24 protein-coding genes are annotated in these 26769 nt (G+C 59.8%); 15 read left to right on the top strand and 9 right to left on the bottom strand.

Annotation, left to right across the window (positions count from 1 at the left end; all coding sequences use genetic code 11):
• Window positions 1–10 precede the first annotated feature (10 nt).
• The 3 genes from AU182_RS10885 to AU182_RS10875 all read left to right on the top strand — a co-directional run bounded on the left by AU182_RS10885 (window position 11) and on the right by AU182_RS10875 (window position 2379).
• Entirely contained in the window at window positions 11–1168 is a 1158-nt protein-coding gene (locus AU182_RS10885) for an acyl-CoA dehydrogenase family protein (RefSeq protein WP_066964846.1), read from the top strand.
• Window positions 1169–1286: 118 nt separating this feature from the next.
• Window positions 1287–2033, top strand: a complete 747-nt coding sequence (locus tag AU182_RS10880; RefSeq protein ID WP_066967959.1) for an AzlC family ABC transporter permease — start codon at window positions 1287–1289, stop codon at window positions 2031–2033.
• Window positions 2026–2379 carry an AzlD domain-containing protein gene (locus tag AU182_RS10875; protein WP_066964843.1) on the top strand — a complete coding sequence of 118 codons (354 nt, stop codon included), beginning with the start codon at window positions 2026–2028 and terminating at the stop codon, window positions 2377–2379. Before AU182_RS10880 ends, AU182_RS10875 begins: the two co-directional genes overlap by 8 nt.
• Here AU182_RS10875 and greB read toward each other — a convergent pair.
• Window positions 2371–2883 carry a transcription elongation factor GreB gene (greB, locus tag AU182_RS10870; protein WP_066964840.1) on the bottom strand — a complete coding sequence of 171 codons (513 nt, stop codon included), beginning with the start codon at window positions 2881–2883 and terminating at the stop codon, window positions 2371–2373. The two genes, AU182_RS10875 and greB, sit on opposite strands and share 9 nt — an antisense overlap.
• The gene (locus tag AU182_RS10865) at window positions 2883–4862 is read right to left on the bottom strand and encodes a S9 family peptidase (RefSeq protein ID WP_066964837.1); all 1980 of its coding nucleotides are present in this window, start codon (window positions 4860–4862) and stop codon (window positions 2883–2885) included. The genes greB and AU182_RS10865 overlap by 1 nt, the downstream gene beginning before the upstream one ends.
• Window positions 4863–5117: 255 nt before the next feature.
• Here AU182_RS10865 and AU182_RS10860 point away from each other — a divergent pair, with 255 nt between their 5' ends.
• Together AU182_RS10860 and AU182_RS10855 are read left to right on the top strand one after the other, a co-directional pair.
• A complete protein-coding gene (locus AU182_RS10860; protein WP_082859371.1) occupies window positions 5118–6614 on the top strand; it encodes a sodium:alanine symporter family protein in 1497 nt (498 codons plus the stop codon).
• Window positions 6615–6843: 229 nt separating this feature from the next.
• Entirely contained in the window at window positions 6844–9474 is a 2631-nt protein-coding gene (locus AU182_RS10855) for a hypothetical protein (protein ID WP_066964834.1), read from the top strand.
• A gap of 81 nt (window positions 9475–9555) precedes the next feature.
• Here the strand turns inward: AU182_RS10855 and yciH are convergent, their stop codons facing one another.
• A complete protein-coding gene (gene yciH, locus AU182_RS10850; RefSeq protein WP_066964831.1) occupies window positions 9556–9879 on the bottom strand; it encodes a stress response translation initiation inhibitor YciH in 324 nt (107 codons plus the stop codon).
• A gap of 190 nt (window positions 9880–10069) precedes the next feature.
• On the opposite strand from yciH, the gene AU182_RS10845 reads away from it, so the two are divergent.
• The 8 genes from AU182_RS10845 to AU182_RS10810 all read left to right on the top strand — a co-directional run bounded on the left by AU182_RS10845 (window position 10070) and on the right by AU182_RS10810 (window position 16472).
• Window positions 10070–10903, top strand: coding sequence for an ion transporter (locus AU182_RS10845; RefSeq protein ID WP_066964829.1), 834 nt, complete (start codon window positions 10070–10072; stop codon window positions 10901–10903).
• A gap of 117 nt (window positions 10904–11020) precedes the next feature.
• Entirely contained in the window at window positions 11021–12166 is a 1146-nt protein-coding gene (locus AU182_RS10840; RefSeq protein WP_066964826.1) for a serine hydrolase domain-containing protein, read from the top strand.
• 16 nt (window positions 12167–12182) lie between these two features.
• Window positions 12183–12413 (top strand): SlyX family protein, encoded by a 231-nt coding sequence (locus AU182_RS10835; protein WP_066964822.1) that lies wholly within the window; start codon window positions 12183–12185, stop codon window positions 12411–12413.
• 697 nt (window positions 12414–13110) lie between these two features.
• Window positions 13111–13761: an OmpA family protein gene (locus tag AU182_RS10830; RefSeq protein WP_066964819.1), complete on the top strand. Its 651-nt coding sequence runs from the start codon at window positions 13111–13113 to the stop codon at window positions 13759–13761.
• Window positions 13762–13946: 185 nt separating this feature from the next.
• Window positions 13947–14357 (top strand): hypothetical protein, encoded by a 411-nt coding sequence (locus AU182_RS10825; protein ID WP_193754328.1) that lies wholly within the window; start codon window positions 13947–13949, stop codon window positions 14355–14357.
• 364 nt (window positions 14358–14721) lie between these two features.
• Window positions 14722–15147 carry a hypothetical protein gene (locus AU182_RS10820; protein WP_066964814.1) on the top strand — a complete coding sequence of 142 codons (426 nt, stop codon included), beginning with the start codon at window positions 14722–14724 and terminating at the stop codon, window positions 15145–15147.
• Window positions 15148–15252: 105 nt separating this feature from the next.
• Window positions 15253–15621 carry an STAS/SEC14 domain-containing protein gene (locus tag AU182_RS10815; RefSeq protein ID WP_066964806.1) on the top strand — a complete coding sequence of 123 codons (369 nt, stop codon included), beginning with the start codon at window positions 15253–15255 and terminating at the stop codon, window positions 15619–15621.
• A gap of 35 nt (window positions 15622–15656) precedes the next feature.
• Complete coding sequence (locus AU182_RS10810) at window positions 15657–16472, top strand: class I SAM-dependent methyltransferase (RefSeq protein ID WP_066964803.1); 816 nt, start codon at window positions 15657–15659, stop codon at window positions 16470–16472.
• A 41-nt stretch (window positions 16473–16513) separates the two neighbouring features.
• Here AU182_RS10810 and AU182_RS10805 read toward each other — a convergent pair whose 3' ends face one another.
• From AU182_RS10805 to AU182_RS10790, 4 genes are all read right to left on the bottom strand, one after another.
• Window positions 16514–17899 (bottom strand): L-serine ammonia-lyase, encoded by a 1386-nt coding sequence (locus AU182_RS10805; protein ID WP_066964801.1) that lies wholly within the window; start codon window positions 17897–17899, stop codon window positions 16514–16516.
• A gap of 318 nt (window positions 17900–18217) precedes the next feature.
• Complete coding sequence (cmoB, locus tag AU182_RS10800; RefSeq protein WP_066964798.1) at window positions 18218–19195, bottom strand: tRNA 5-methoxyuridine(34)/uridine 5-oxyacetic acid(34) synthase CmoB; 978 nt, start codon at window positions 19193–19195, stop codon at window positions 18218–18220.
• A 13-nt stretch (window positions 19196–19208) separates the two neighbouring features.
• The gene (gene cmoA / locus AU182_RS10795) at window positions 19209–19949 is read right to left on the bottom strand and encodes a carboxy-S-adenosyl-L-methionine synthase CmoA (protein WP_066964795.1); all 741 of its coding nucleotides are present in this window, start codon (window positions 19947–19949) and stop codon (window positions 19209–19211) included.
• Window positions 19950–19972: 23 nt separating this feature from the next.
• A complete protein-coding gene (locus tag AU182_RS10790; RefSeq protein ID WP_066964793.1) occupies window positions 19973–22885 on the bottom strand; it encodes an insulinase family protein in 2913 nt (970 codons plus the stop codon).
• Window positions 22886–23146: 261 nt separating this feature from the next.
• Here AU182_RS10790 and AU182_RS10785 point away from each other — a divergent pair, with 261 nt between their 5' ends.
• Window positions 23147–23851 (top strand): DUF599 domain-containing protein, encoded by a 705-nt coding sequence (locus AU182_RS10785; protein WP_082859507.1) that lies wholly within the window; start codon window positions 23147–23149, stop codon window positions 23849–23851.
• A gap of 34 nt (window positions 23852–23885) precedes the next feature.
• A complete protein-coding gene (locus AU182_RS10780; protein ID WP_066964788.1) occupies window positions 23886–24668 on the top strand; it encodes a methyltransferase in 783 nt (260 codons plus the stop codon).
• Between the two features lie 6 nt (window positions 24669–24674).
• Here the strand turns inward: AU182_RS10780 and AU182_RS10775 are convergent, their stop codons facing one another.
• Together AU182_RS10775 and AU182_RS10770 are read right to left on the bottom strand one after the other, a co-directional pair.
• On the bottom strand, window positions 24675–25205 hold the full coding sequence (locus tag AU182_RS10775) for a molecular chaperone DnaJ (protein ID WP_227718224.1): 531 nt from the start codon (window positions 25203–25205) through the stop codon (window positions 24675–24677).
• A 48-nt stretch (window positions 25206–25253) separates the two neighbouring features.
• Window positions 25254–26519 carry a porin gene (locus AU182_RS10770; RefSeq protein ID WP_082859370.1) on the bottom strand — a complete coding sequence of 422 codons (1266 nt, stop codon included), beginning with the start codon at window positions 26517–26519 and terminating at the stop codon, window positions 25254–25256.
• Window positions 26520–26769 lie beyond the last annotated feature (250 nt).

The raw sequence follows: 26769 nt of genomic DNA, 5'->3' as shown, positions 1-26769 counted from the left end.
TGAGAAGACCATGAATTTTGAGCTGAGTGACGAGCAACAGATGATTCAGGAGGCGGCGCGCCAGTTTGCACAAAGCGAACTGAAGCCCATCGCTGCCGAGCTGGACAAGACCGGCAATCGCTCGCTGTTTTTGCAAAAGCTCAAGGAGCTGGCAGAACTTGGTTTCATGGGGATCAATATCGATCCGGAATACGGCGGTACCGGTGCCGGTACCATTGCGTTCAGTCTTGCCATCGCAGAAATTGCCCGCGGTTGCGGCTCTACCGCGACCACGACTTCGGTAACCAATATGGTGGCGGAAGTGATTCAGGCGATGGGCACCGACGCGCAGAAGAATTATTTCCTGCCCAAAATCTGCAGCGGTGAGTATGCCGCCGGCTCTTTTTGCCTGACCGAACCCAGTTCCGGCTCCGACGCTGCGGCCATGCGTACCCGGGCAACCCGCGATGGTGATACCTACGTGTTGAACGGCAGCAAGCTGTTTATCAGCAGTGCAGAATTTGCCGGCGTGTTTGTGGTGTGGGCGGTGACCGATGCCTCCGCCGCAAAAGGGAAGGGGATTTCCTGCTTTCTGGTCGAGGCTGGCACGCCCGGCCTGGTGATCGGCAAGGCCGAAGAGAAAATGGGCCAGAAGGCGTCCGTGACCAACGAAGTGGCGTTTGAGGATTGCCGTGTACCGGCGTCCAATATGCTGGGTGAGGAAAATCGCGGTTTCCGAATTGCCGCCGGTGAGCTGGCCGGTGGACGAATTGGTATCGGTTCGCTCGCGCTGGGGATCGGTCTGGAAGCATTGGATTGCGCGCGGAACTACCTGCAGGAGCGCCAGCAGTTTGGCAAACCGCTGGCACAGTTCCAGGGGCTGCAGTGGCAGCTCGCGGACAAGTACACTGAGATGGAAGCGGCGCGCTTGTTGCTGCTGCAGGCGGCCTGGCAAAAAGATGCCGGCCAGCCGTTTGGCCCGGCGGCGTCCATGGCCAAGCTGTACGCGTCTGAAAAAGCCAATGAAGCCTGCTACGTGGCACTGCAGATGCACGGCGGTGTGGGTTATACCCGCGAGTTTCCGCTGGAGCGCATGGCGAGGGATGTACGCATCACTACCATCTATGAGGGCACCAGCGAAATCCAGCGACTGATTATCGCGCGGCACCTGTTAGAGGGCGTGCGTTAATTCGTGAGCTAACCGCTTAAACTTACCGAAAAAGCCCTGGCAGCCGGTGATGACTGCCGGGGCTTTGTGTTTTTCAACCTACCCGGCGCGTGGCGCTGGCAAGCGAAAGGATCGGCGTTTGACCTTGCAGGCTGCCCCTCGTGGACTCCGCTCGTGGCAACTGGGTGCCCGTGAGGCGATCCCCTTGCTCGGGGGCTATATACCCGTTGCGATTTCTTTTGGCCTGATCGCCGTACAAGCCGGCTTTACGGGCTGGGAAGCGGTGCTCATTTCCACCCTGGTGTACGCCGGTGCCTCGCAGTTTCTGTTTGTGGCGATGGTGGCGGCCGGCGCACCGCTGTGGTTTGTGGTGGTCATGACGCTGTTGATCAATGCCCGTCACGTGGTGTACGGGCCAAATATTGCCCCCTGGCTGACCAGCAGCCGCTGGTGGCCGTGGTTGATGCACGGGCTGACCGATCAGATTTTTGCCCTGTCCCATGTGCGGTTGCCACAACTACCGGCACATGATCGTGTGGGCTGGTTTGTCGGAGCGTCCCTGGTGGCCTGGTTCAGCTGGATTGGCGGCACCGCGCTGGGCGCCGTGGCCGGCAAGGAGCTCACGCAGCGCTGGCCATTACTGGGCGAGGTGATGCCGTTTGCCCTTCCTGCACTGTTTCTGGTGCTGTTGGCCCCCAAGTTTGCCTCCAGGCTGTGGGCCATCACCTTGGGCGCCACCGTCATGGTCGCACTCCTGTTTGCCTTTTACGGCATGAAGAATGCCGCGATTCCCATTGCGGCTGTGGCCGGCGCGCTGGTGTATTACGGCTTGAGCATTTTGTCCCGTGACCGGGTGCGCCGGGGAGGGGAGACGAAGGATGGATAGCAAACTCTGGCTGGCACTGCTGGTGACCGCGGTTGGCACGCTGATGATGCGCGCACTCCCGCTGCTGTGGATGCGGCGCCATCTGGTGCGTAAACAGGCCGCCAATTCACTCGATGCAATGCCGCCCTGGCTCACGGTACTGGGGCCGTTGATGATCGCGGCCATGTTTGGTGTGTCGCTGGTGCCGGCATCCAGTACGCCGGCCGCATGGTTGGCTACGGCAATGGGCGTACTGGTGACCTACGTGGTGTGGAAGCGCACCCAGTCCCTGGGTTGGCCGGTATTCGCCGGCGTGGCCGTGTATGGCGCCGTGATAGTACTGGGTACGGTCACTGCGTCAGGGTGAGTTGGGGGCAGGGTAGTCGATGGCCACAATGTAGTAGGTCACCCACTGTTCCATTTGCTGGATGTCAATTTCATCGTCCAGCCGCTTGCCAATCAGTGCGCGGGCAACGGGCGAGTCCATGGAAATCAGGCCTTCCTTCACGTTGAACTCGTCGGGGCCGACAATACGGTATTTCACGATTTTTCCTGCATCGTCTTCCAGGGTCACCCAGGCACCGAAAAATACTTTTTCGCGATCGTCGGGAATGCGATCGACCACGGTGATTTCCTCCAGCCGCTTGGTGAGAAAACGCACCCTGCTGTCAATTTCCCGCAGTCTTTTTTTGCCGTAGATGTAGTCCGCGTTTTCGCTGCGATCGCCGAGCTTGGCTGCGTCGCTCACTGCCTGGGTCACACGGGGGCGCTCTTCTTCCCACAGGAACTTCACTTCCGCGCGCATGCGCGCCGCACCTTCCGGGGTGATATAGCGCGAGCCTCGGGGGCGCGGCGGTCGCCAGCGGCCCATTATGGCTTGCCCTCAAGGTTATGGATTTTGATGCCGGGGCCGGCTTCGGGCAGGGGGAAGTTGAACACGCGGCTGTAAAATTCCAGCTCTCCCTCCAAAGCCATTTTGATGCTGTCCGCGCTGCGGAATCCGTGGCCTTCCTCGGCAAAGGTAATGTAGGCCACCGGCAGGCCGCGCTCTTTCAGCGCGTTGACCATGGCCTCTGCTTGGTTGGGCGGAACCACTTTGTCTTCCATACCCTGGAAAAAGATCACCGGGCAGTTGAGCTGTTCAATATGGTTGATCGGCGAGCGCGCCCGGTAAACGGGCTCCGTCTGCGGCCACGGGCCGACAAGCTTATCGAGGTAGCGCGATTCAAACTTGTGGGTGTCCCGGGCGAGGGTAGTGAGGTCGCCAATGCCGTAATGGCTGGCGCCTGCCGAGAAGGTGCTGTGAAAGGTGAGTGCGGCGAGCACGGTATAACCACCGGCGCTGCCACCCTTGATCAGCAGGCGGGCGGGGTCGGCCAGCCCTTGCGAAACCAGATATTCTGCGCCGGCACAGACATCCTCGACATCGATTACCCCCCAGTTGTCCTTCAGCCGATCCCGGTAGGCGCGGCCATAGCCGGTGCTGCCGGAATAGTTGACATCCAGGATGGCGAAACCGCGGCTGGTCCAGTACTGGACTTTGAGGTTGAGGCCGGCGGATGTGGCGCCGGTTGGGCCGCCGTGGCCGAACACGATGAGCGGTGGTTTCTCACCTTCCGGCGCTTTGAATCCCGGGTTGTGCGGCGGGTAATAAAAGCCGTGTACCTCGCGTTCGCCCACTTGGAAGGAAACAGGCTGGGCGGCGGAAAACCAGTGGGGATCGACCGGCGTGGCACTGCTGCTGGCGAGCACGGAAAAGGTGTTGTCTTCTCCATCAAACAGCGAAACGCACGGGAAGTCCGTCGCCCCGCTGGCAATAAACAGCGCCCGCTTGCCGTCGCAACGGATGCTTTCAAAATCGCAGCCGGGGTGCGCAAGCGTCTCCGCTTTGCCGGTGTTCAGATCGATCAGTGCCAGTTGCCAGATACCCGCCTGGGAAAAAGTACAGAATATTTTCTGATCGCCGAGGAAACCGTAGGTGGACATGCCGAACACCCACTGCGGCGTGGCAAATTCTGCATCGACTTGCCATAACGGTGCTTCACTCCCAACGTGATACAGGTTCCACCAGTTATTGCGATCAGAGACATAAAACAGCTGCCCCGCGGGGGACCACTGGGGCTGGAAGATGGATTCGTTATTGCCTCCGGCAATCCGGCGAGTGGTTTTGATACCGCCGTTTTCATCCAGGTCTGCAAGCATCAACTCGGTGGCATCCCAGGGCATATTCGGGTGCTGCCATTGCAGAAAGCTGAGTTGCGATCCATCGGGGTTGAGTGCCGGGTTGGAATAGAAGTCGGCACCTTCCACCAAGGTGGTGATGCGGGCGTCCTGCTGTGTGGGCGTGAGGTCGATGGCAATCAGGCGCGCGACGGCTTCGCGGTCAGCATGGCTCTCGTCTTCCTGCACGCAGATCAGCCGGTTGCGCAGTGGGTCAACCTGCAGATCGGCGTAGTGGTAAGGGCCTTCCGGGGTGATCGGCTCGGGAGCGCCACCCGCCAGCGGCATACGGTAAATGCGCTGATCGGCGGCGAGGACAAAAAATACCTCTGCACCGGCGACCGTGTACGCGGCGCCGCCGTATTCGTGGGCTTTGGAACGGACACTGAGGGGGGCGGGCAGCAGATCGCGCTTTACCGGAGTCGCTCCCTGCAGTGCACACTCCACCAGTACCGAGCGGCCTTTTTCTGCCGGGCGGGACTCCAGCCAGTAGGCATTGCCGTTGAACAGGCGTGCTTCACTCAGGCGCACGTTTCCGGCGGTGAGCAACTCTGCATTGATCGCCGATGGCCAGCTTCCGTAGGGTGCCTGCTGCTGCGCGCCGCTGCGCGATTGGTGTTCGGTGGACAAACTGTGTGCTCCTTTCGCATGAGAAAATCGTGCGCCCGAGAGAATCTTGTGACGAGGCATTGTACGCCGGTGAAACAGTGCGGCAAGTGCCGCAGCCGGCGACGGAAATGCTCCTGCCAGCGGGCGTGCTTGCAACAACGTTCCTTGTGCCTGCTAGTCTTTATGGTAGCTGCGTCATCCGGCGCCAGTCGTGATGCTCATCGGTTATTCACTACGCGCACAAGCCCGTAAACGGGGCTCAGCGGGGAGAGCGATATGCAGGGATTCCTGGACGGCCTGGCCACACTGATTGGTTGGGGGAACGACCTCACCTGGGGTGGGGTTGCCGGCATTTGGTGGTTGGGAATTCTGGTGGCGGGACTGCTGCCGGCGGGGCTGTTCTTCACGGTACGCACGCGCTTTATACAGTTTCGTGCCTTCGGTCATATGGTGCGGGTCATGGCGCGCAGCTTCCACAAGGAGCACGATGATTCGGTCTCCTCGTTTCAGGCGTTTGCCACGAGTGCCGCGGCTCGCGTGGGTACCGGGAATATTGCCGGCGTTGCGGTGGCGATTACCGCCGGCGGCCCCGGCGCGATTTTCTGGATGTGGGTGGTTGCCATGGTCGGTATGGCAACCAGCTTTATTGAAAACACGCTGGCACAGGTGTTCAAGGAGCAGGGTGAGACCGCGGGTACCTTTCGTGGCGGCCCGGCGTACTACATCGACAAGGGGTTGGGGCATCGCTGGAAATGGCTATCGGTGCTGTTTTCCATCTTCCTGATTATTTGTTTTGGCTTCTTCTTCAATGCGGTACAGGCCAATGCCATGTCCGAGGCCATTCATGCGGCCTGGGGGATAAACCCGCTCATTGTGGGTGTGGTCATTGCGGTGCTCGCTTCACTGATTGTGTTCGGCGGCATCAAGTCCATTGGGCAATTTGCCGGGATCGTGGTGCCGATCATGGCACTGTGTTACATCGCCATCGCGCTTGTCGTGATTCTCGTAAACTACGCGCGGATACCGGAAGTCTTTGCCACCATCCTCGGCAACGCATTCGGCCTGCACGAAGCCGGGGCCGGGGCCTTTGGCGCCGTGGTGGCCAACGGGATCAAGCGCGGCCTGTTTTCCAACGAGGCTGGCATGGGTTCTTCCCCCAACGTCGGCGCGGCGGCGGATGTGAAGCATCCAGTGGTGCAGGGTTATGTGCAGATGGCTTCGGTATTTCTCGACACCATGATGATCTGCAGCGCAACGGCCTCGATTATTTTGCTGAGTAATGTTGAACTGGGTGGCATGGTCGAGGGGGTCACGCTGACCCAGTCTGCACTGGCCAGCGAGGTGGGGGCCTGGGGTAACAGCTTTATTGCCATTGCGCTGATCTTCTTTGCCTTCACCTCCATCATCGCCAATTACTACTACGCGGAAACCAATATTTTCTATCTCTGGCATACCCGTGTATCGATTGCCTGTTATCGATTCCTGTACATCGTCTTCATTCTGTTTGGGGCCTGGGTGGCGTCTACCGGTAGCGAGGACAACTTCAAACTTTTGTGGAATATGGCCGATATGTCCATGGGCTTTATGGCCACTGCGAACCTGCTGGCGATTTTGTTGCTGTCCGGGGTGGCGATCAAAGTGTTTGCGGATTACGAGGCGCAGCGGGATGCGGGTATCGAGGAGCCCGTGTTTGATGCCAGTAAGTACCATATCCCGGGTATCGAGCCGGATGTCTGGGGCGGGGGACCGCATATACCCGGTGAGCATCGCTGAGCCCGGGCTCCTGATTACGCGCGCGGGGCGGGGAATGAGACCTTGTTCCCGCCGCCGCTGTGAAGCCCGTAGATAAACCCGCACGGCGTTCCTGTCTCGCGGTTTCCCTGAGAACCAGTGCGCAATCACACGCTCTGGAATCTTTTACTCTCCATGGCTCGGCGCTTGATGCCGGGGCAGGCCGGTGGGTCTGTAGTGGGGGGGTAATGGGGAGCTTCAGGGGCGAATTATGTCGGCTCAGCAAAAATATCAGATTGTATCCGCGGGCAAAGTTTTACGTGCCAGGAATCCGGCCGAGGTGCTGGCGCAAATGTCGAGTGCGTTTGCCATCTCGGCGCAGCAGGCGCGCAAGCTCTTTCTGAAGGGGTGGGTGATCAAGGATGGCCTGTCTTCGGGCCAGGTCGTGCACTATCGCACCCAGCTGCATCAGATCGGTTTGAAGATTGAAGTGCACCCTGCGGGCAAGTTCGACAACCGCGCGATTCTCGCGCGCATGCAATTCGCCAGGAAGCGCAAGGCTCGCCAGACGACGGACGTGGCTGCAGAGCCCGCGAGTGAGCGCCCCCAGCCGTTGCCTTCGGAAAAAGCCGAGCCTGCCGCCGCTATCGCGCCCTCTAATACTTCCTCCAACACATCCTTCGTCACGCCCCCGCCTACAGCCGGTTTACCCAAAAAAACCGCGCAAGATTCCGCCGGGCACAGGGGTGAGGCTTCTTCCGCACGGGCGCAACTGGAGGCACTGTTCTCGCCAGATGCAGCAGGTCGACCGGAGTCTGCCGCGCGCCGCCTTGGGCTTGTGGTGCCCCTCGTCAGTGCGGCGCTGGTACCGGCACTGTTTGTTGGCGCGCTGCTGTTGCTGTTGGCCGGTTTTGCTTCGGCGCTCTGGTCGGTGGGCGCCGCTATCCTGGCGGGTAGTTTGGGTCCCGGTGTGGTGCTCGGAGCGCTGCTAAAGCTGATGCTGGTTACGCTGATCGGTGCGCTGCTGGTTTATCCTTATTTTGCCAACCCCTTTCCTGCATCTTCCGGCGGAGACAACGGGCTACGCGTGCGCAAGCAGGATGCACCTGGCCTGTTTCTTTTGCTGGAGGTGCTGGAAGCCAAAACCGGGCTCAGTATTGCCGGTGAAGTGACTGGCCCGAAAACCCTGGCACCTGCGCGACAGGCCCTCGGAACTCCCATTCAGGTGACCCCGGGCGCTGAAGTTGCGGTGGTAAAGTCGGCCACCGGCCAGCCTACATTGTCGCTGGGGCTGGGTGCCATTGCCTGCCTGCCGGGGGGCGATTTACTGGCGCTGGTGGCACGCGCCATGTCCTACCATCAGGGGCCGCTGGTGCGCGCTGCGGCGTACTGCTCACTGGGTAGCGCGCAAAAGTTGCAGTCCCTGCAGGATGCTCTGGAGGGGCAAAATACGCTGTTGAATACTTCCGGCGAGCCTGCAGCGTTTCTCATGCCAGTGCACAAGCTGCTGGCCGCCTGCGGGTTGGCCGTAGTGCCACTGATTGAGCGCTTGCAGAGCTTGCACCGTGTAGCCAGTGGCGCACTGGCCCGCCGGCTGGAAGCCCGGGCGGATGCGATAGCAGCGCAGCTCACCGGCAGCGAAGGGTTTGGTGCCTTTTCCGAGCGCTGGAATCAGCTGGTCCATGCGGATCTGGTGAGTGGTGAAATCAATCGCGAAGCCATGTTGACGGGCCGGCGTCTGCTCGACGTCCCGCATGCGGTGCAGTGGCTGTTCCGCCACCTCGATGAGGACACCCGCAACAGCATTGATATGGCGATGGGGGAGGATGCCGACTACTGGAGCCCGAGCGAGCCCGCTGGGCACGCGCGTATCGCCGCGGTCGAGGATTTGCAGCTTTCGGCGGTGCTACAGAGATCGGATTTCTCGCTGCAGAAGCTGTTTGTGGCGTTCGAAGCACTGTGTGTCCAGAGTAGTCGCCTGGGTATGGATGAGCGCTGTCGCGCGGTGGAGAACAGCCAGCTTCTGACGGCCAGCAAAGAAGTGGAGGCGGCCCAGAAAATCCTGTCTGAGTACTTCAACCGCGCCATTCCCGGAGACTTATTGCCCTTGCACGGGCCGAGTATTGCCGAACTATCGGAGATGACACTGCAGGAGACCATTGACTGGCTGCGCAGCCGGCTGATTGACTTGCAGGAGCTGGAGCAGCGCATCGCCCAGCTGCAATTGCGCGGTGCGCGCATTCAGCTGGGCGCTGCACTGGTGCGCGCCAATGTGCGCGTGGATCCGCGCAGTTATGACCTTTGCGGCAGTACGCCTTCTGCGGCCGAAGAATCGCGCAAGGATAATCGGGCGCGGATCGAGGAGTGTCGTCAGCAGAGGACCCAGATTCACAGCCTGTTTTTCCAGCGCATCCAGCGTGCTATGGCTGCCATGCCGGCGGCGGACCGCAGTGTTGTGGGCGAGGCGCTGCAACAACTGAAGCAATTTGAAACGCTGCGTGACCCCCTGGCGAGCCTGAGTAGCTGCGGGGACCTTTTGGGCGAGCTGATTGAGCAAATCCCAACCACAGAATTTCCGGAAGCGCTGGTGCAGAAGTACACCCAGCTGGCAGTGCAGCAGATTCGCCAGGTGCATCAGCTGCTGGCAGAGCAGCCTGGGCTCGTGCCGCAGGCTCTGCTGGACAAACTGGAGGCCTACGTGGCAGGAGAGGCCGGGATGCCGGGAGCGCAGCGTGGCATTGACCTTGCGGGCGCTGTCCAGGGCATGGAGCTGCGCTGTAAAAGCGCCGCGGCGGTTGTGGTGGAGGCGTATCACACCGCGCTGGCGAACGTGCTGGGTTTGTGCCTGAAGGAAGAAACGCGGCAGAAGGTGAAGCCGCTGCGCCTCGTCGGCGCGCTCTGATCTCGCTGCCTGGCGAGCGCCGCGTGGCTCAGGGGGATGGCCTCCTGGCGCCCGCCGGCCGCGGGTTTTACCCGGCCGGGCTCAGCCTCCGGCCAGCTTTACCTTGTACTGCTTTGCTTCTAAAAGCGCCTTGATTTCCTCTCTTTTATCGCCCTGAATTTCAATCACCCCATCCTTGAGGGCGCCGCCACACCCGCAGCGTTTTTTCAGTTCGGCGAGCAGTAGTTTCAACTCGCTCTCCGTGCCGTCGATCCCGCGGACGCAGGTCACGCCCTTGCCCTTGCGCCCCTTGGTTTCCCGCTGGATGCGGACAATACCGTCGCCCTTATGGCGCTTTTCCGCCGCGGGGGTTTCCTTGATGCGGCCGCGGTCGGTGGAATATACGAGTCTGCTCTTGTCGCTCATACGGATACTTGTGTGTATTGGTGATGGGTGAGGCATGCGTGCCGCGCAAGGATAGCGGAAGCCAGTGGGGCAGATAAAGAGCGATGCCTCTGGTTTTGCTGCCGGCACGCCTGAGTTGAAGTATTTCCGGTGTTGTCGGCTAGAATAGCGTGGTTTACTGACGACACCCTGTGAATAAGGATAGGACTGAATGCCCCTGACTGGTGCCCGCAAGTGGCTGAACGAAGTAATCTTTGGCACAGACACACCCGCGGGGAAATATTTCGATGTTGTCCTGATTTCGACCATCCTGGTCAGCGTGGGGCTGGTTTTGCTGGCATCCGTCGAGAGCTGGTGGGTGCGGTATGGAGAGATTTTCTTCACGCTGGAGTGGTTCTTTACCGGTTTGTTCACGGTGGAGTATCTGGCCCGGATTTACTGCGCGCGCGACCGCCGCTCTTACGTGTTCAGTTTTTACGGGGTGGTGGATTTCCTGGCGATACTGCCCAGCTACCTGGCCCTGATTTTTACGGGTGCCACCTACCTGATGGTGATCCGCCTGCTGCGGGTGTTGCGGATATTCCGGGTGCTCAAACTGGTGCGCTACCTGAGCGATGCCAACCTGCTGGTCCGCTCCCTGTGGCAGGCGCGGCGGCGGATTCTGGTGTTTTATTCCAGCGTGCTGGTGATCTGCATCATTTTCGGCAGCATCATGTTTATTGTGGAGGGGCCCAAGCATGGGTTTACCAGCATTCCTACCAGTATCTACTGGACGATCGTCACCATCACCACCGTGGGCTTCGGCGATATCACACCGCATACGCCCCTGGGCCAGACGATTGCCTCGATGACGATGCTGATCGGTTACTCGATCATCGCGGTGCCCACCGGGATCGTGACGGCCGAGCTGGCCCACGAGCTCGGCCGCGAAAAGCAGTTGGCACGTTGCCACAACTGCGGGCGGGCCGGGCATGATGCCAATGCCGAGTACTGCAAGCACTGCGGTTACAAGCTGGAAGACTTCGAACCCGTCACCGAAGAGTGACCCCGCCAGCCTTAACAGCACGGTAGCCAATCGGCTATCCTTGCGCCCCGTTTCAACCCTCCGCCCCCCGCGGAGGGGCTCTCCTACTAAAGCCACAACTACCGGTAGCCAACCTCGATGGATATTCAGGGATATTGCGCCCCGGGCTTTGAAGCCCTTTACGATGCCTTTGCCACCAATTTTCGCGATCACGGGGATGTCGGGGCGTCGTTCAGTGCGGTGCACCAGGGGGAAGAGGTGGCCTCGCTGTGGGCGGGGCATGCAGATCGTCACGGCACGCGCGCCTTCGAGGAAGAGACGCTTGCCAATGTGTTCTCCTGTTCCAAGGGGATTCTCGCGGTGCTGGCTCTGCAGCAGGTAGCGGCGGGCAACCTCGACCTGGACCTGCCGGTGGCGCATTACTGGCCGGAGTTTGCCGAAGCCGGTAAATCGACAATCACCGGGCGGCAGTTGCTGTGTCATCGCTCTGGTGTGATTGCCTTCCGTGAACGGGTGCCAGATGACCTGATCTATGATTGGCCGAGAGCGCTGGCGCAGGTTGCGGCTACTGCCCCCTGGTGGCCGCCGGGCTCCCAGCAAGGGTACGCACCGTTTCTTTACGGCTGGACCCTGGGTGGGCTGATTGAAAAAGCCAGCGGACAGCCTTTGATGTCGCTCTATCGCAGTGGTATCGCTGATCCTCTCGAACTGGATGGCGGCTTTGGCGCGGTGGGGCACCGCTCTACGGCGATCGCTGATGTCGGGCCGCTGAAGAAGCCGCTGCCAGAGTTGCGCGACAACGCGATCGGGCGCTCAATCAAGGAAGACCGGCAGGGGCCGGTGGCCACTGCGTTTACCAACCCTGTTTCCCTGATGATGGGCACCAATGGTGATCCGTGGCGCAATGCGGTGATTCCCGCGGCCAATGGTCACTTCAGTGCGCGGGATCTGGCGGCGGTTTACGGCGATCTCGCCAGCGACGCACCGCGCCTGCTGCCCGCCGCTCTGTTGCGTGAAGCAACCACAGAGCAAAGCCGTGGCCAGGACGCCATACTGCAGGCGGAAGTGGCCTTTGGCTGCGGGTTTTTGAAGTCATCGTCAGCGCAGGATCTGCACTTCGGCAGTGCAGCGGGCTTCGGTCACCCGGGTGCGGGTGGCAGCGTCGGCTTCGCCGACCCGGAGGCGGAAGTTGGGTTTGGCTACGTCACCTCCCGCATGGGGCAGAGCCTGTTTATGGACCAGCGCGCGGTGGGCTTGAAAAATTGCCTGTACCGTCTGTTGTAAGTGGTGGAGACAAGACATGAGTGCAAGTAATCAGCAGTCGCTGGCAGAGCGCATCGATGAGCTGGAAACCCGGCTGGCATTTCAGGAAGATACGCTGGCGCAATTGAACGATGTGATTACCGCCCAGGACGCGCAAATTCGCGCCCTGGTGGCCCGGGTCAAAGAGATGACAGAAAAGTATCAGGACCTGTCCTTTGAGGTGCAAAAAGGGATGAAGCCCGACGAGGAAAAGCCGCCACATTATTGATCGTCGGCGAGCAACCCCGGGTTCCCTGATGAACCCGTTCCGCGCTGCGCGTTTTTCTACCTTAATTTCTGGAAATTTCTGAATTTTCGGTTTTCCACCCCCGGCAACCCCTTGACAAGTTTTTTTCCACATGCGAGTTGCCGGGCTGTGGGTATCGCGATATCGGCTGCTACCTGGTACTGAAAACGCGAAAAACTCCCTAAGGTCTTGATTTTATTAGGTAAAGTTATTTGGGCCAAAAAGTGCCCAAATCGCTGAGGGCCAGGGCTTGTGCGGCTTGGGGTGGTCTTTAGCAGTTTCATGCACAAAGTTATCCACAGAACTTGTGGAAGAGTGAATTACACGCTGGCACACCAGTGAAAGGTCGAAAGCCCTGCGTCGCAGGTTAGTGGTCGAAGATGGATGGTCGAAGTGCGTGGGTTGGGGCGGATTTAAGTGCGTCGGCCTGAATATTCTGTTCGGTTCGGCAATGTTTTTGCCGGGTGTCGTCACTGGCCGCCATCCCTGCACAGAAAATCGGCGCTAAATGTAGTTAGCGTCAATTTTGGGAAATCGGCGGTAGACCTGTAGTGACTTTGCGCATAGTCTTCGTGGCCATGAGGCCTGTGGTTCAGCTTGCAGTCAGCTGCTGAGAGCGATACTGCACGGGTTCGTCGATTTTCACTCGTGATGATTAAAAGCGTTAGGAGAAACGTAAATGAAAAAATGGGTAGCAATTCTTGCCCTCGGTTCACTGGTCGGCTGTACCACCCTGGATCCCTACACCCAGGAAAGCAAAACCAGCAACGCGGCCAAAGGCGCCGGTGCCGGTGCTGTCGCTGGTGCCATTATCGGTGCCGCCACCGCGAGCAAGAATGACCGCAAAAAGGGCGTGATTACCGGTGCACTGGGTGGCGCGGCCATCGGTGGCGGTGTTGGCTACTACATGGACCGCCAGGAAATGGCTCTGCGTCAGCGTCTGGAAGGCTCGGGCGTACGTGTACAGCGTGAGGGTGACAATATTCGCCTGATCATGCCGGGCAACATTACCTTTGCGACCAACCGCTTTGAAATTCGCAGCGATTTCTACGACACCCTGGACTCTGTTGTCCTGGTGCTGAAGGAGTTTGATAAAACGGCGATTCGTGTCAGTGGCCACACTGACAGCACGGGTTCTGATGTCACCAATCAGACCCTGAGTGAGCGCCGCGCTGAATCCGTTGCCGGCTTCTTCACCACCCGTGGGGTTGCTGCCGGTCGCGTGCAGGCGGTGGGTTATGGTGAGCGTTACCCGATCGCGAGCAACGACTCCGACGCGGGGCGCCAGGCCAACCGTCGTGTAGAGCTGGAATTGCTTCCGCTCCAGTAGCAAGATAAAAGGGCGCTTCGGCGCCCTTTTTTGTTGCCGATAATAATGATGACAGGTTCAGAGATATGGCAGGGATGTCTACTCAAGCACCAACGGCCCGGGATACTGGGTTCGTCCGAAGGGTTCTCGTTCTGTTCACGCTGCTCTGTTTACCCGCGTTGGCGGCTGCAGCCGCAGAAGAGCCGGTGGCCGCGGCAGCCATTTCTCCCCTCAGTCCTGTGCACAGCCCTCCCCACAGCCTGGACAAGGCTATCTACCAGCGCATCCAGCGCGCAGAGCTTGTTGCCAGGGTAAAGATTTCCAGCGTGCATCGGTTAATCGACAGTGCTTTGTCGGAACCGGGGATGTCGGCGATTCTCGGCTACGTGTACACCGGCGTGGCGGAAAATGTCTGGAAGGGTAAGCCCGGTGATTTGGTGGCGTTCCGGCTGACCCTGAAAGACTGCGAGCGAAAACTGAAGCGCGGTGCCCAGTACCTGATTTTTGCAGAGTCCGACACACTGGGTCGGTTGCAGCTTGCGGACTGTGATGCCGCCATTGAAGAGGCCGACGCGGCCACTTTGCTGGCGCAACTCAACCAGTTCTACCAGGGGTAAGCGGCCAGTGCCGACCCGCATCAGGGCGTGATGGCGTGCCAATTTGCGGCGCACCTGTGCCCCCTTACCTGTGCCCGTTTAGATGCTGTCCTAATATATGCGTGCGTTTTTATAATCAATAAGCCTTGAAAGATGGAACATTGTTCCTTGAAGTGTGTGGATTGGGGATTATTCTTATCAGTATTGGCGCCGTCTTCTTCCGTTGATTGTGGGCTTGCGAGCCTGGTGATGGAGCCAACCGGTAACGACAGGACCAATGAATGGCTGGGCCGGGTATGTGGAGTACCAGGTAATGTCTCTGCCATGCAACCAGTTGCTCTTATCGTTCTGAACTTTCTAACGTTGACCAGGGGTCATTGGGTTTATGAAGAAACTACTACTGCCACTGATTATCTTGCTGTTGATCATCGGTTATTTCATGGCGCAGCGCTCGGACGACTCCGTGGGCGATGCCTACGACAACATGGAGACACCGCCGGCGGAAAGCACCACACCACCGGACATGGACTCCGATCCGACGATGCCGCAAGAAAGTGATGACGTTGCGCCCACCACGGATGATCCGCAGTCCTCGGGCCGCACCCTCCTGGATGACACCGAGGAGGCCGCCCGTGATGCGGGCGACGCGATAAAGGACACTGCGGAAGATGCGGGTGATGCCATTAAAGATGCCGCAGAAGACGCGGGCGACGCACTTAAGGACGCCGGTGAGGCGACCAAAGATGCGGCGGACGATGCCATGGACAAACTCCGTGGTGAGGACGAAAAAAAGGAAGGTGAGCCGCAATAATGGCTGGCTGAGTGTCTTTGGCACTACCGTGAAAAAAGGCCGCGACTGGTTCGCGGCCTTTTTCTTTTCTACGCTATAAAGGTAGTTACGGAATTGTGTCAGGCCATGATTGAGCACTGTTGGCATAACGACCACGATATTCTGGAAATCCGCCCTGTGGCAGAGCTCCGGCCAGCGGAGTTCCGTGCATTGGCGGCACAGGTTGACCCGGTGATCTGTGAGCACGGCTACTTGCAGGGTTTGTTGATTGATGCCCGCCACTATCGCGGCTGGCAGAATTTCGCCGCACAGGTGCCAAACTGTGTGTTTACCCGCAATCAGCATCGCCACTTCCACCGCATAGCGGTGCTTTCCGACAACACCCTACTGGGCTTTATGCCCCAGCTGCTGAATCACTTTGTGGCCGCCGAGGTGCGCCCGTTTCCTCTCGACGAGGAGGAGGAGGCACTGGAATGGTTGCGCTATCCCGGTTAAATTCCCCCGCTTTACGCGACGGATAATCCTTCAACATGCCTTCCACCCTGCAGCTCGCGGTGACCGCCGCGGCGAGTGAATTCTGTGCGCCTGCGGAAGCGCTGGCAGAGCGACTGGCTTTGTCGTGCCTCGGAGAAGCCCCGGAAAAACTGATCGACAGTGATGCCGTGCCCTTCGTACTGAAGTGCGGGGAACGCTTGCAGCTGTGCGCCACCGGGCGCAAGGCGCCGGGACCTGTGGAAGTGGACTTTGTCACGGGCGCCGTGGCGCATCGGCGCAAGTTTGGCGGCGGCAAGGGGCAGCAGATCGCCAAGGCCGTGGGTGTGCGCGGCGGTTTTTACCCGCAGGTGCTGGATGCCACTGCAGGCCTGGGGCGGGATGCCTTCGTACTGGCGTCACTGGGCTGTTCGGTGCGTATGCTGGAGCGGAATCCGGTGGTATACGCATTGCTGGAAGACGGCGTCAGACGGCTGCGGGAGGCCGCGCTCAGTGATCCGGAGCTGGCCTCCATCGCCGCGCGTTTGCACCTGGAGCCGGCGGTGACCAGTGCCGCCAGCTGGCTGGCGGCGCAGGGCGCCGAGTCTATTCCGGTGATTTATCTGGACCCGATGTTTCCCAGCCGCGACAAAAGCGCGAAAGTGAAAAAAGAGATGGTGGCGTTTCACCAGATTGTGGGCAGCGATGAAGACGCGGACAGCCTTTTGCCGCCCGCACTGGCGGCCTGCTATTACCGAACCGTGGTCAAGCGCCCACGGCTGGCCCCCCATTTGAACGGAGCACAACCGAGCCTGTGCTTTGAGGGTAAATCTGGTCGATTTGATGTGTATACCCGGCACGGCGTGCCGGGATAATCACGTGGGGGGGCTGGGCGGTGTGACCGTGCGGTGTGTCCTCAGCAGTTCACAACGTTGACTGCCAGCCCGCCAAGGGAGGTTTCCTTGTACTTGCTCTGCATGTCGATGCCGGTCTGGCGCATGGTTTCGATTACGCTGTCGAGGGGCACGATATGCGCGCCGGTGCCGCGCAGGGCCAGGCGTGCCGCATTGATGGCTTTTACGGCACCCATGGTATTGCGCTCGATACAGGGCACCTGTACCAGGCCACCGATGGGGTCGCAGGTCAGCCCAAGGTTGTGCTCCATGCCGATTTCTGCGGCGTTCTCGATCTGTTGATTGCTGCCACCCTGAACTGCCGCCAGCCCCGCGGACGCCATGGAACAGGCCACGCCAATCTCACCTTGGCAGCCCACTTCGGCGGCGGAAATGGATGCGTTTTTCTTGAACAGCATGCCGATCGCGCCCGCGGTGAGCATGAATTCCACTACCTGGTCTTTCAGGTCTCCGTGCTCCGCAGGCTCGTGAACGAACTGCACGTAATAGGCAATGGTGGCTGGAATCACGCCAGCGGCACCATTGGTTGGGGCGGTGACAATCCGGCCGCGGGCCGCGTTTTCCTCATTCACTGCCAACGCAAACAGGCTCACCCAGTCGAGAATGGACAGCCCCTTGCGGCGCTCTTCATCGCTTTGTTTGGAGAGTTCCCGGTAGTGTTCTTCGGCGCGTCGACGCACACCGAGTCCACCCGGCAGCACACCACTCTGGTGACAGCCTCGCTGGATGGAGGCATCCATGACTTCCCAGATGTGCCACAGCGCATCTTTTACTTCCTGCTCACTGCGAAAGGCTTTTTCGTTTTCCATCGCCAGCTCGGCAATGGTCCAACCGTGACGTTCGCACAGTGCCATGAGCTCTTCCGCGGAGCTGAAGTCATAAGGGAGCAGGGTGGCGATCTGCTCGCGGTGACGGAAGTCTTCCTCGGACAGTACGAAGCCGCCGCCGATGGAGAAGTAGCTGCGTTCAAACAGGCACTCATCCCCCGCGAACGCCTTGCAGGTCATGCCGTTGGAGTGCTGGGGTAAAAATTCTTCTTTGTGGAACAGCAGGTCCCGCGCACGCTCGAAATGGATGGCGCGCAAACCGTTGAGGATGAGTTGCTGGTGTTTCTCAATACCGGCCAGCCGCCCATCGATGGCGTCGACATCAATGCTGTCGGGCGCTTCACCTTCGAGCCCCATCAGGACCGCCATGTCAGTGCCGTGGCCGATACCGGTGAGTGCCAGCGAGCCGTACAGGTGTACTTCAACCCGCTCGGTCTTGCTCAGCAATCCCTGTTGCTCCAGGTCGCAGACAAACTGGCGCGCGGCGACCATGGGGCCCACGGTGTGCGAGCTGGATGGGCCTACGCCGATTTTGAACAGTTCGAAAACGCTGATGCTCATGGGGTTTGTGGGATTCTCTCGTTCTGGGTGCCAGCGGCGTATCGTCGCTGCCGGCCATGCTGATAAGTGTAGTTAGGGTGCCGGGGCGTCTCTGTTGGCGAGAGGCGCGAATCGGCCGCGTACACGTTCGCCGAAGCGCTTTTCACACGCAATACAGCGGGCCAAAATCGAGATTAAATTTGGTGATTGCCCGCAGAAATACCACAAACAACTAGTCTCCCCCGGGATAGCGCAGGGAATATTGCGGACCCGGAGCGGCAGCTGGTCGCGTAAGCCAGCGCGGAAGATACTGGCTTATTGCGTCGAGGATTTATGCGCTCAGGGGGCCGTGGCGGTCAGGGTGGCACGGAGTGGGGCGGGGTGTCCCTCAACGGTCTTGTGCGGGTTGTTTGGATCCAGAAAGTCGGCCAGGGACTCAAACGTCATCCAGTCGGTGCTGCGTTGCTCCTCCACGGTGGTGCGATCGAGATCGACGGTTTTTACGTCCGTGAAGCCGGTTTTACGCAGCCAGCTTTCCAGGGTCGCGGTACTGGGGAAGAACCACACGTTGCGCATTTTTGCGTAGCGCCCTTCGGGTACCAGGCATTCCCCCGGGCCGCCGTCGATGACCAGGGTTTCCAGCAGAAGCTGGCCGCCCGGGCGCAGGGTTTCCCGAAGTTCGCGCAGGTGATCCAGCGGTGAGCGCCGGTGGTACAGCACCCCCATGGAAAGCGTGGTGTCGAAGGCACGCAGGCCTTCCGGCAGGGCTTCGATACCCAGCGGCAGTACATCGACGGGGCGGTTAAGGCCCAGATACTTTTTCAGCGCGTAGAACTGCGCAACAAACTTTGCCGAAGGATCGATGCCGATTACGCGCCGTGCCCCGGCACCATACTGCCGCCAGCAGTGGTAGCCACTACCGCAGCCCACATCCAGCACCAGCCGGTTGTTCAGGTCGTCCAGATGGGGGGCAACCCGGTCCCATTTCCAGTCAGAGCGCCACTCGGTGTCGATGAACGTATCGAATACGGTCCACGGTCCCTTGCGCCAGGGGTGGAGTTTGCGCAGCTGGCTTTCCAGCAGTGCGCTTTGCGCGTCGGTGATGTCTGCAGCGCAGCCAATGCACACCTCGCTGCCAGTCTCAATAGAGGAGGGCGTGATGTCGGGCAGCGCCGCCAGGGCGGCTTCCCATTCCGGTAAATCGCCCCAGCGCGCAGGGCTGAGCCCATCGGCGATTTGCTGGGGAAGGGTAGCGAGCCAGCCGCGCAGCTCCGGAATATGCTGCAGGCCTGTGTAGAGCGGGGTGTAATCAATCATCGTGGTGTGTCGCTCAGCCGTCTCGCTGTTTGATGGCGATCAGTGAGGCGAAATTGAAGCATTGGAACCAAACATCCACACTGTGGAAGCCGACGTTTTTCAGGCGTGTGCGGTGGTCGTACAGGGTTTCAGGCAACAGCACATTTTCCAGCGCGCTGCGTTTCTGGGCGATTTCCAGTGCGCTGTAGCCGTTGGCGGCCTTGAAGGAGTGGTGCAGGTCGATCATCAGCTCCTGATGATCGTGATCGGAGAACGCAACTTTTTCGGAAAGAATCAGCACGCCACCCGGGCGCAGGCCGCGGTAAATTTTTTGCAGAATCGTTTCCCGTTCCTGCGTGGCAATAAACTGCAGGGTGAAGTTGAGTACCACCACAGACGCGTTTTCGATTGTGACGTTCTGTAAATCATCGCACACCAGTTGCACCGGTACCTGGCCGCTGTCGGCGGCCAGGACCGTGCGTGCGCGCTCCACCATGGCCGGGGAGTTGTCCACGGCGACAATCTCGCAATCGGCGGCGGGAATGCGGTGGCGCATGGCCAGGGTCGCTGCGCACAGGGAACTGCCGAGGTCGTAGCAGCGGCTCCCCGCCTGGGCATAGCGCTCGGCGAGGGTGCCGATCATGGCGACGATGGTGGTATAACCCGGCACCGATCGCTGGATCATATCCGGAAAGACTTCCACCACCGACTGGTCAAAACTGAAGCCTGCCACTTCGCCCAGGGGCTTGGAAAAAATCGTGTCTTTCTTGTTCACCGCGTGTTACTCACCCGTTTCCGTTACAACTTTTCTTCGTGCAGGTCTAACGCCAGCCCGGCTTCAAGACCCTGGGTGCCGGTCACGACGGCAGTACTGGCTTTTTCCGGTTGCAGGTAGGTTCTGCCCACTCGCTGCAGGTCGTCCAGAGTCACTTCCGTAACCTTGCGCCGGAATTCCTGGCGCACCGCATGCGTCCGGCCGTACAGGTTGGAGTGGAAGGCTTTTTTGGCTTCCCCCGCCGGTGATCCCGGCTTGTCCATACCGCCGACCACACCGAGCACCGCTTCTTCCACCTGGGCGTCCTCGTGGGACTCGTTCAGCAGCCAGTCCACGGAGGCATCGAAGTCCTTGAGGGTCTCTGCCATGCGCGGGTCGCGGTAGGAGTAAAAGCGGAATGCGCCGATGTTTACATCGTGGCTGGCACCGCCGCCATAGGCGCCGCCCTGTTCGCGAATCGTGCGGTGCAGGAATCCGTTGCGCAGGAAGCCGCCGAGCACAGCCAGGGCCGGGGCATCGGGGTGGGACATGGGGACGGTGGGATAGGCTTTTGCGCAGAAGTTCACCTGGCTGTTGGCCACCCAGACTTCCCCGACTTTGTGCGGACTGAAGGGCGCTTCCGGCAGTGCCGACGGCTGTTCTGCGTTATTTGCCAGCGTTCCCAGCGTTGCGGTGAAATCCGACAACCGCTCTTCCTCACCAACGACGAGAAACTGGCGTTTGGCATTGAGTATTTTCTGGTGAATGCCGCTGAACTTGCCAGCGAGGGCTTCCAGCCCCGCGTCGCTGTCGAGGGTTTGCATGAGAGCCTTGAGTTGGCGCAGGCCGAGCAGGCCGCCGGATTCATGGCCCTCTGCTGCCGCACGGTTGAAGCCGGCGCTGGCGGCTGCCATGGCCAGTGCATGGCCGCTGCCGACCACGGACTGTTCCCGTCGCGCCAGTGTCTGCAGCAGTAATTCCTTGATGCGTGGCAGCTCGTCAAAGCGCACCTGCTCCATGGTGGCCTGCATCAGTTCGGTGAGCGCCGCCTGGTTGGCCGCCAGCGCTTTGCCAGAAAGAATGAAGTGCCCGGTCTGGCTGCTCAGGTCGTCCAGCCGCGTGCGATGGCTGGTGAATCCGTGGAGGGAGCCCGCCACCGCTGCTTGCCACTGCTGCACCTCGAGATAGTTTTTGTCGCCGAGTCCCAACTCGCTCAAAACCTGGCAGTAATAGGGCACCAGTATGCGTTCTTCATCGGTGAAGTCGGGCAGTGTGGCGACCAGTTGCTGGTACACCAGGCCGTTGGTGCCGGCGCTGTAGCGGGTCACCTTGGCATTATTGACGTCGACTTCCTCGCCCTCAACCTTGGGCAGCTCCGGCGGAATGTCCTCGACGCCCACTTTCGGCAGAATGGACTCGTCATCCTTGCGCAGCTGGCGCTCTGCCAGTGCCTTGGCGGTTTGCACGATCTGCTGCTTTTCGCCGTCGGTGAGGCGCTGTTTGATCTGTGCCAGGCGCGATTTTTCCGCCTGCTCCGCGCGGTTCGCCATGTCGGCGTCCGGCGACAATACCAGGCGAACCCGGTGCGAATTATCCAGCAGCAACTGGCGGGCGGCATTGGCGATGAATTTCGGATCCTGTATCTGCGCGCGCAGTTTTTCCAGCGCGGCGTCGATATTGAGCAGGCCAATGGCATCGCCGCGGTGGGTGGCGCCGGTGAGCGCGGTCAGGATCAGCTGCAGGCCATAGGGGTAGCCGTCACCGCCGATTTCCCGCTGTTGCAGCTCCAGCTGGTGCAGGGCGGCGGAAACCTGCTCGTAGGGGACACCGTTTTCCGCCACGTCCTGAATGACATCCAGCACCTGTTTTTCCAGCGCATCCGCCCGATCGCGCTCGCTGCCCTCGATGCCACATACGAACACCAGTTCGCGTTGCGAGTCGTCTAGGCCGCACAGTGGCGAAGGGGATTGGCCGAGCTCGGTGGTTTCCAGCAGGTGCATCAGGGGCGAGGCACTGTTGTCGAGCAGCACGCCCGACAACAGATGCGCGGTTAGTGCCTGTTCCAGATCGGTGACGTCACCGAGCAGCCAGCCCAATACGATATGGGTTTTTTCGTCCAGGCTTTTTTCCCCTGGCAGCGGGTATTGCTCTTCCACCCGCACCGGTGCCACGTACAGTTTTTCGCGGCCGACCTCGATGGTTTTGTGCTGTTGGTCGAATTTATGCAGGGCTTTTTCTTCGAAGACTGCCTGGTGTTCTGCCGCTTCGATATCGCCAAAGGTCATGAAGATGGCATTACTGGGGTGGTAGTGGCTGCGGTAGAAGTTCACCAGCTGCTCGTAGGTGAGGTCGGGAATATCCGCGGGCTCACCGCCAGAATTGAAGTGGTAGGTGGTGGTGGGGAACAGGTATTTACTCAGTGTCTGCCACAATTGGGAGGTGACTGAGCTCATTGCGCCCTTCATTTCATTGAAGACCACGCCCTTGAATACCAGTTCACTCTCCGGGTTTTCGGTTTCAGCGAACTCCAGGCGGTGGCCTTCCTGGGCGAAATCCAGCGGGTCCAGTTTGGCGAAGAACACCGCGTCGAGATACACGTCCAGCAGGTTGTCGAAGTCTTTGCGGTTCTGGCTGGCAAACGGGTAGGCGGTCCAGTCTGAGCTGGTGAAGGCGTTCATGAAGGTGTTCAGGGAGCGCCGTATCATCATGAAGAAGGGGTCGCGCACCGGGTATTTGTCACTGCCGCACAGCGCGGTGTGTTCGAGAATATGCGCAACGCCGGTGGAGTCTTCCGGCACGGTGCGCAGGGCCACGAGGAAAACGTTTTCCGGGTTATCGGCGGCAATGTGCAGGTGCTGGGCGCCGGTACGGCGGTGGCGATACTCTTCCACGCGAACGCCGAGGGATTCGATTTCGGCACTGGTTACAGGTTCGAATGCGGGATGTGCGTTGCTCAAAAGACAGCTCCAATGGGTAGTTTGCGGTTGCCGGGGCGGATCAATCCTCCTGAGCCGGCAAAATCGGCGGCCATTTTAGCGCTCCGGACGGTGAAAATGACAGGGTTGACAGGCACCTGTGGCGTTACTGGTGCACTGTCTGTGCCGGTCATCGATGCGATACTCCACGTCGGTGTTGACACCCGCGTCACCGGTGCGAAACTTCAGCCTTATTATCTAGCGCCATAAATGTAGTAGATGGGGGACCGTGCGTTGAACTGGATGGATTTTGCGAGCCTTGCCGGCTTTTGCCTGACATGGGCCGGTTACACGGCGTTCGCGCGCAGGAAAGCGAAAACCGCCTGGTGCCTGGCTTCCTCCATGCAGTGGTACCGGGTCGAATGGATGCTGCGTATGCTGGAGCGGGACATGCGCATGCCGGATGCGGCCATTCTCAGCAATCTGGAACGGGTGATTGGCTTCTTTGCTTCCACCAGTATCCTGATTCTGGCGGGTCTGGTAACGGCGCTCTCAGCGAATACGGCGGCGGTGGAGGTGTTGAGTAGCCTGCCATTTGCACAGACGACAACCGTCGAGCAATTCGAGATCAAGGTCATGGTGCTCATCGTGATCTATATCTTCGCCTTCTTTAATTTCACCTGGTCGTTACGCCAGTACTCTTTCGCCAACGTGTTGCTCGGCGCCGCGCCGGCCGTCGACGAGGAGGAGGTGACCCGCGAGGAGCGTCGCCGCTATGCCATCAGTGCCGCCAAGGTCATCGACCAGGCGGGGCACAGCTACAACTATGGCCTGCGCTCTTTCTACTTCTCCATGGCGGTAATGGGCTGGTTTGTCCATCCGGTGCTGTTTGTAGGCGGTTATCTGGCCGTGATCTGGGTGTTGTATATGCGGGAGTTCCGCTCGCGCACCCTGCAGGTCATTCTGGCCGCCGAGGGTCGCTCCCTGGATCAGGTCAGGGACAAGTAAGTGATCGATACACTGGAAATCGGGCATTGCCGCCGTGGCTGATCGCAATTTTGATGACCTGGCGCAACGCTTCCGCAAGCGGATTTACGGCGGGTTGAAGGGCGATATCCGCCTGGCGGTACTGAACCGGGATCTTGCGCCGGTACTGGATACCGCAGTGGCCCGCACGCTCAAGGTGGTGGATGCTGGCGGCGGGCAGGGGCAGTTTGCGCTGGATCTTGCCGGGGCAGGGCACCGTGTCTGGATTACCGATATTTCCGAGGCCATGTTGGCGCTGGCCCGGGAGCAGGTTACGGCGCTGGGGCTGGCGGAGCGTGTGCAGGCCCTGCAACTGCCATTGCAGGCGTTGCGCGCGGACCCCCGTATTCCCCAGGCCGACCTGCTGCTCTGCCATGCGGTGCTCGAATGGCTGGACCAGCCGCAGCAGGCGCTGGTGCATCTCGCCGAAAGCCTCGCCCCGGGTGGCTACCTTTCCCTGACGTTTTACAATCGGCGTGCGCTGGAGTTTCGCCTGCTGCAGCGTGGCAGTTTGCGGCAGCTCGATCGCAACCGCAGCAGCGGTGACTGGGGTGGGCACCCGGGGAGTCTGACACCGCGCAACCCGTTGTTACCGGAAGAGGTGATGGGGTGGATACCCCAGGCGGGGCTCTCGGTGATTGCTCACAGTGGCATTCGCTGCTTTCATGATTTCATGACGCCGGAGATGCGTGACAAGTTACCAGCGGCGGCGATTGTGGAGAAAGAGCTCGACTACTCGCGCGTCGATCCGTATCGACAATTGGCCCGCTACGTACATCTGTTGTGCCGGCGGGCCTGAGCGGGCTTACTGATCGAACTGCTTGAGCAGCAGGGCCTTGGCGGCATTGATGCGGGAGGCGAGGTAGTCATTGCCTCCGCGGTCCGGGTGGAATTTCTGGATGAGTTTGCGGTGAGCGCCAATGATTTCTTCTTTGCTGGCATCGGCGGAAACACACAGTATCTTGCGTGCCTCGGCCACTGTCAGCGGCGGCTCATCGGGGCGCTGCGCCTTGTGCCCTGATTGCTGCTCCTCAGTATTGGCGTTTTTGGCTTTTTCTTTTTCTGCCTTTGCCTGGGCGTGTTTGGCGATCAGTGGTGCAATCCACGGCAGATGCCGGCCGAAGGTTCGCCACAGCCGATTGACCAGCGGCAGCACCACGGCCACCGCGGCACCCACCCAGTGCAGCCGCCCGGTAACCGCTAACAGAACCGCCGCCAGCGCCAGTGCGATCAACAGGTATTGCAATATCAGTTTGCGCCGGCGCTCTGGCGGGGTGTATTTGAACTGTTGGACTGCCAGCCAGGCAAAAATGCCTACGGCAATCAGTAAAATCATGCGGCCCAAGGTTTGCTGCTCCCGGAAATAATTCAGGCCGCAAGCGTATCAGATGTCGATACGAATGCCGATGGCGTTAAAGCTGTCGTAATCCGGCGAGGCCACCGCATTGCTGCCATCAAACGCATTTTCGAAGTAAATGCGCACCCGCTCGTTCCAGCGGTACTGGAAGCCCAGATAGTACTGCTCCAGCCGGTATTTATCGGCATCGAGGAGTGCCGCATTGAATTCCGGGTCGTCGGATTCCAGGTAGTTGTGCCCGCCGTAGAAGGAGTAGCAATTGTCAGCACCCCAGGTGTAGCTGAGAAAAGACTCTGAGCCCCGCGCATCAAAAAAGTTGGTGATTCCCGTTACCGAGCCGATCGGTGCCAACTGATTGTTCTGGGAACGCTGGTACACGAAGGCACCGTAGAAGCCTTTGGCAAACGCCTCTTTGCCATAGTAGGTGCCAACGGCGGTGGTCCAGATGTTGCTGCTGGCATTAAACGCAAAGTCATCCCGAATTAGTACGGGTGGTGTAACCGATGTGTCGAAAATCAGCCCGTCCTGGCTGGCGATATCCAGTTTCACGCGGTTGTAGGCGGCGCCGATAAAAAAGCCGTCGCCGATATCGGCCCGGTACACCGCGGCAATGCCGTGGCTGATGCCGTACTCGCAATCTCCCCGAGGGCATACCAGGCGGGTATCGGGGCCGGCAATGTCATCGACACTAATCGCGAGGTCGGCCACATGGGAGGCGTACTGCACGCCAATCTTGAATTCGCCCGCATCAAATTCCCATTTCTTGCGCCAGGCCAGCGCGCTGTCGGCGCGACCCGTGCCCGTGGCGCCGCCATCGGTATTGAGGCCGTAGGTACCGCTGGCGAGGCCACCGGAGACGTTGTACCAGTCGGTGATATAGGTTACCTCGTAGTACACCCCCCACTGCTTGCCCGCGGAAAAGTCCCCCCACTTGGGGTGCTTGGCAAACGCGTGACCCTGGCGAAGGTAGAACGATTGGTTGCGGTCGGCAGGGGAGACCTGCTGGTCGCCCTGTATCAGCAGGTCTTGCGCAGAAGAAATCGCGGCGATGCCCCACTCGACGTTGAAGCCGGTATCCCAAAGGTCGTAAGCGGGAATATTGAGGCCGAAACGTATGCGCGAGGCGCCGTCCTGCATTTGCGTGTCGCCAAAGGTATTTACCATGTGCGCGGTAAAATAGCCCTCCATGTAGAGGGTAACCTGATTGGACTGATAGATTGGCACCGCATATGCACTGGAAGTCGCCGCCGCAGTGACAGCTAGTAATAGTGATCTGCGGAGTTTCTTATTCATGCTCTGCTCTCTTGTCTACAAGAACGACGTCATCGCGCGGCTAAAACCGTCATCGGTGGATAAAGCCGGCAAAGGCTCATCTGCAAAAGTAGACTAGATGGGCGAGCAGTTACGGCGGAGCGGGCCGACTTCGCACAAATGGCAGCAGCTGCGTTATTTTTGTGGAACCCGCCGCACAGCGGATTGCGCGGGCAAAGTGGCGCACTGGTTGAAACCGGGCCTTGGGCCACCATATAAGCTACGACCCGGT

The sequence above is a fragment of the Microbulbifer sp. Q7 genome (assembly GCF_001639145.1).
Taxonomy (GTDB): domain Bacteria; phylum Pseudomonadota; class Gammaproteobacteria; order Pseudomonadales; family Cellvibrionaceae; genus Microbulbifer.
The sequence above is the reverse complement of the archived record's forward strand: the minus strand, read 5'-3'. Positions and strand labels throughout refer to the sequence as shown.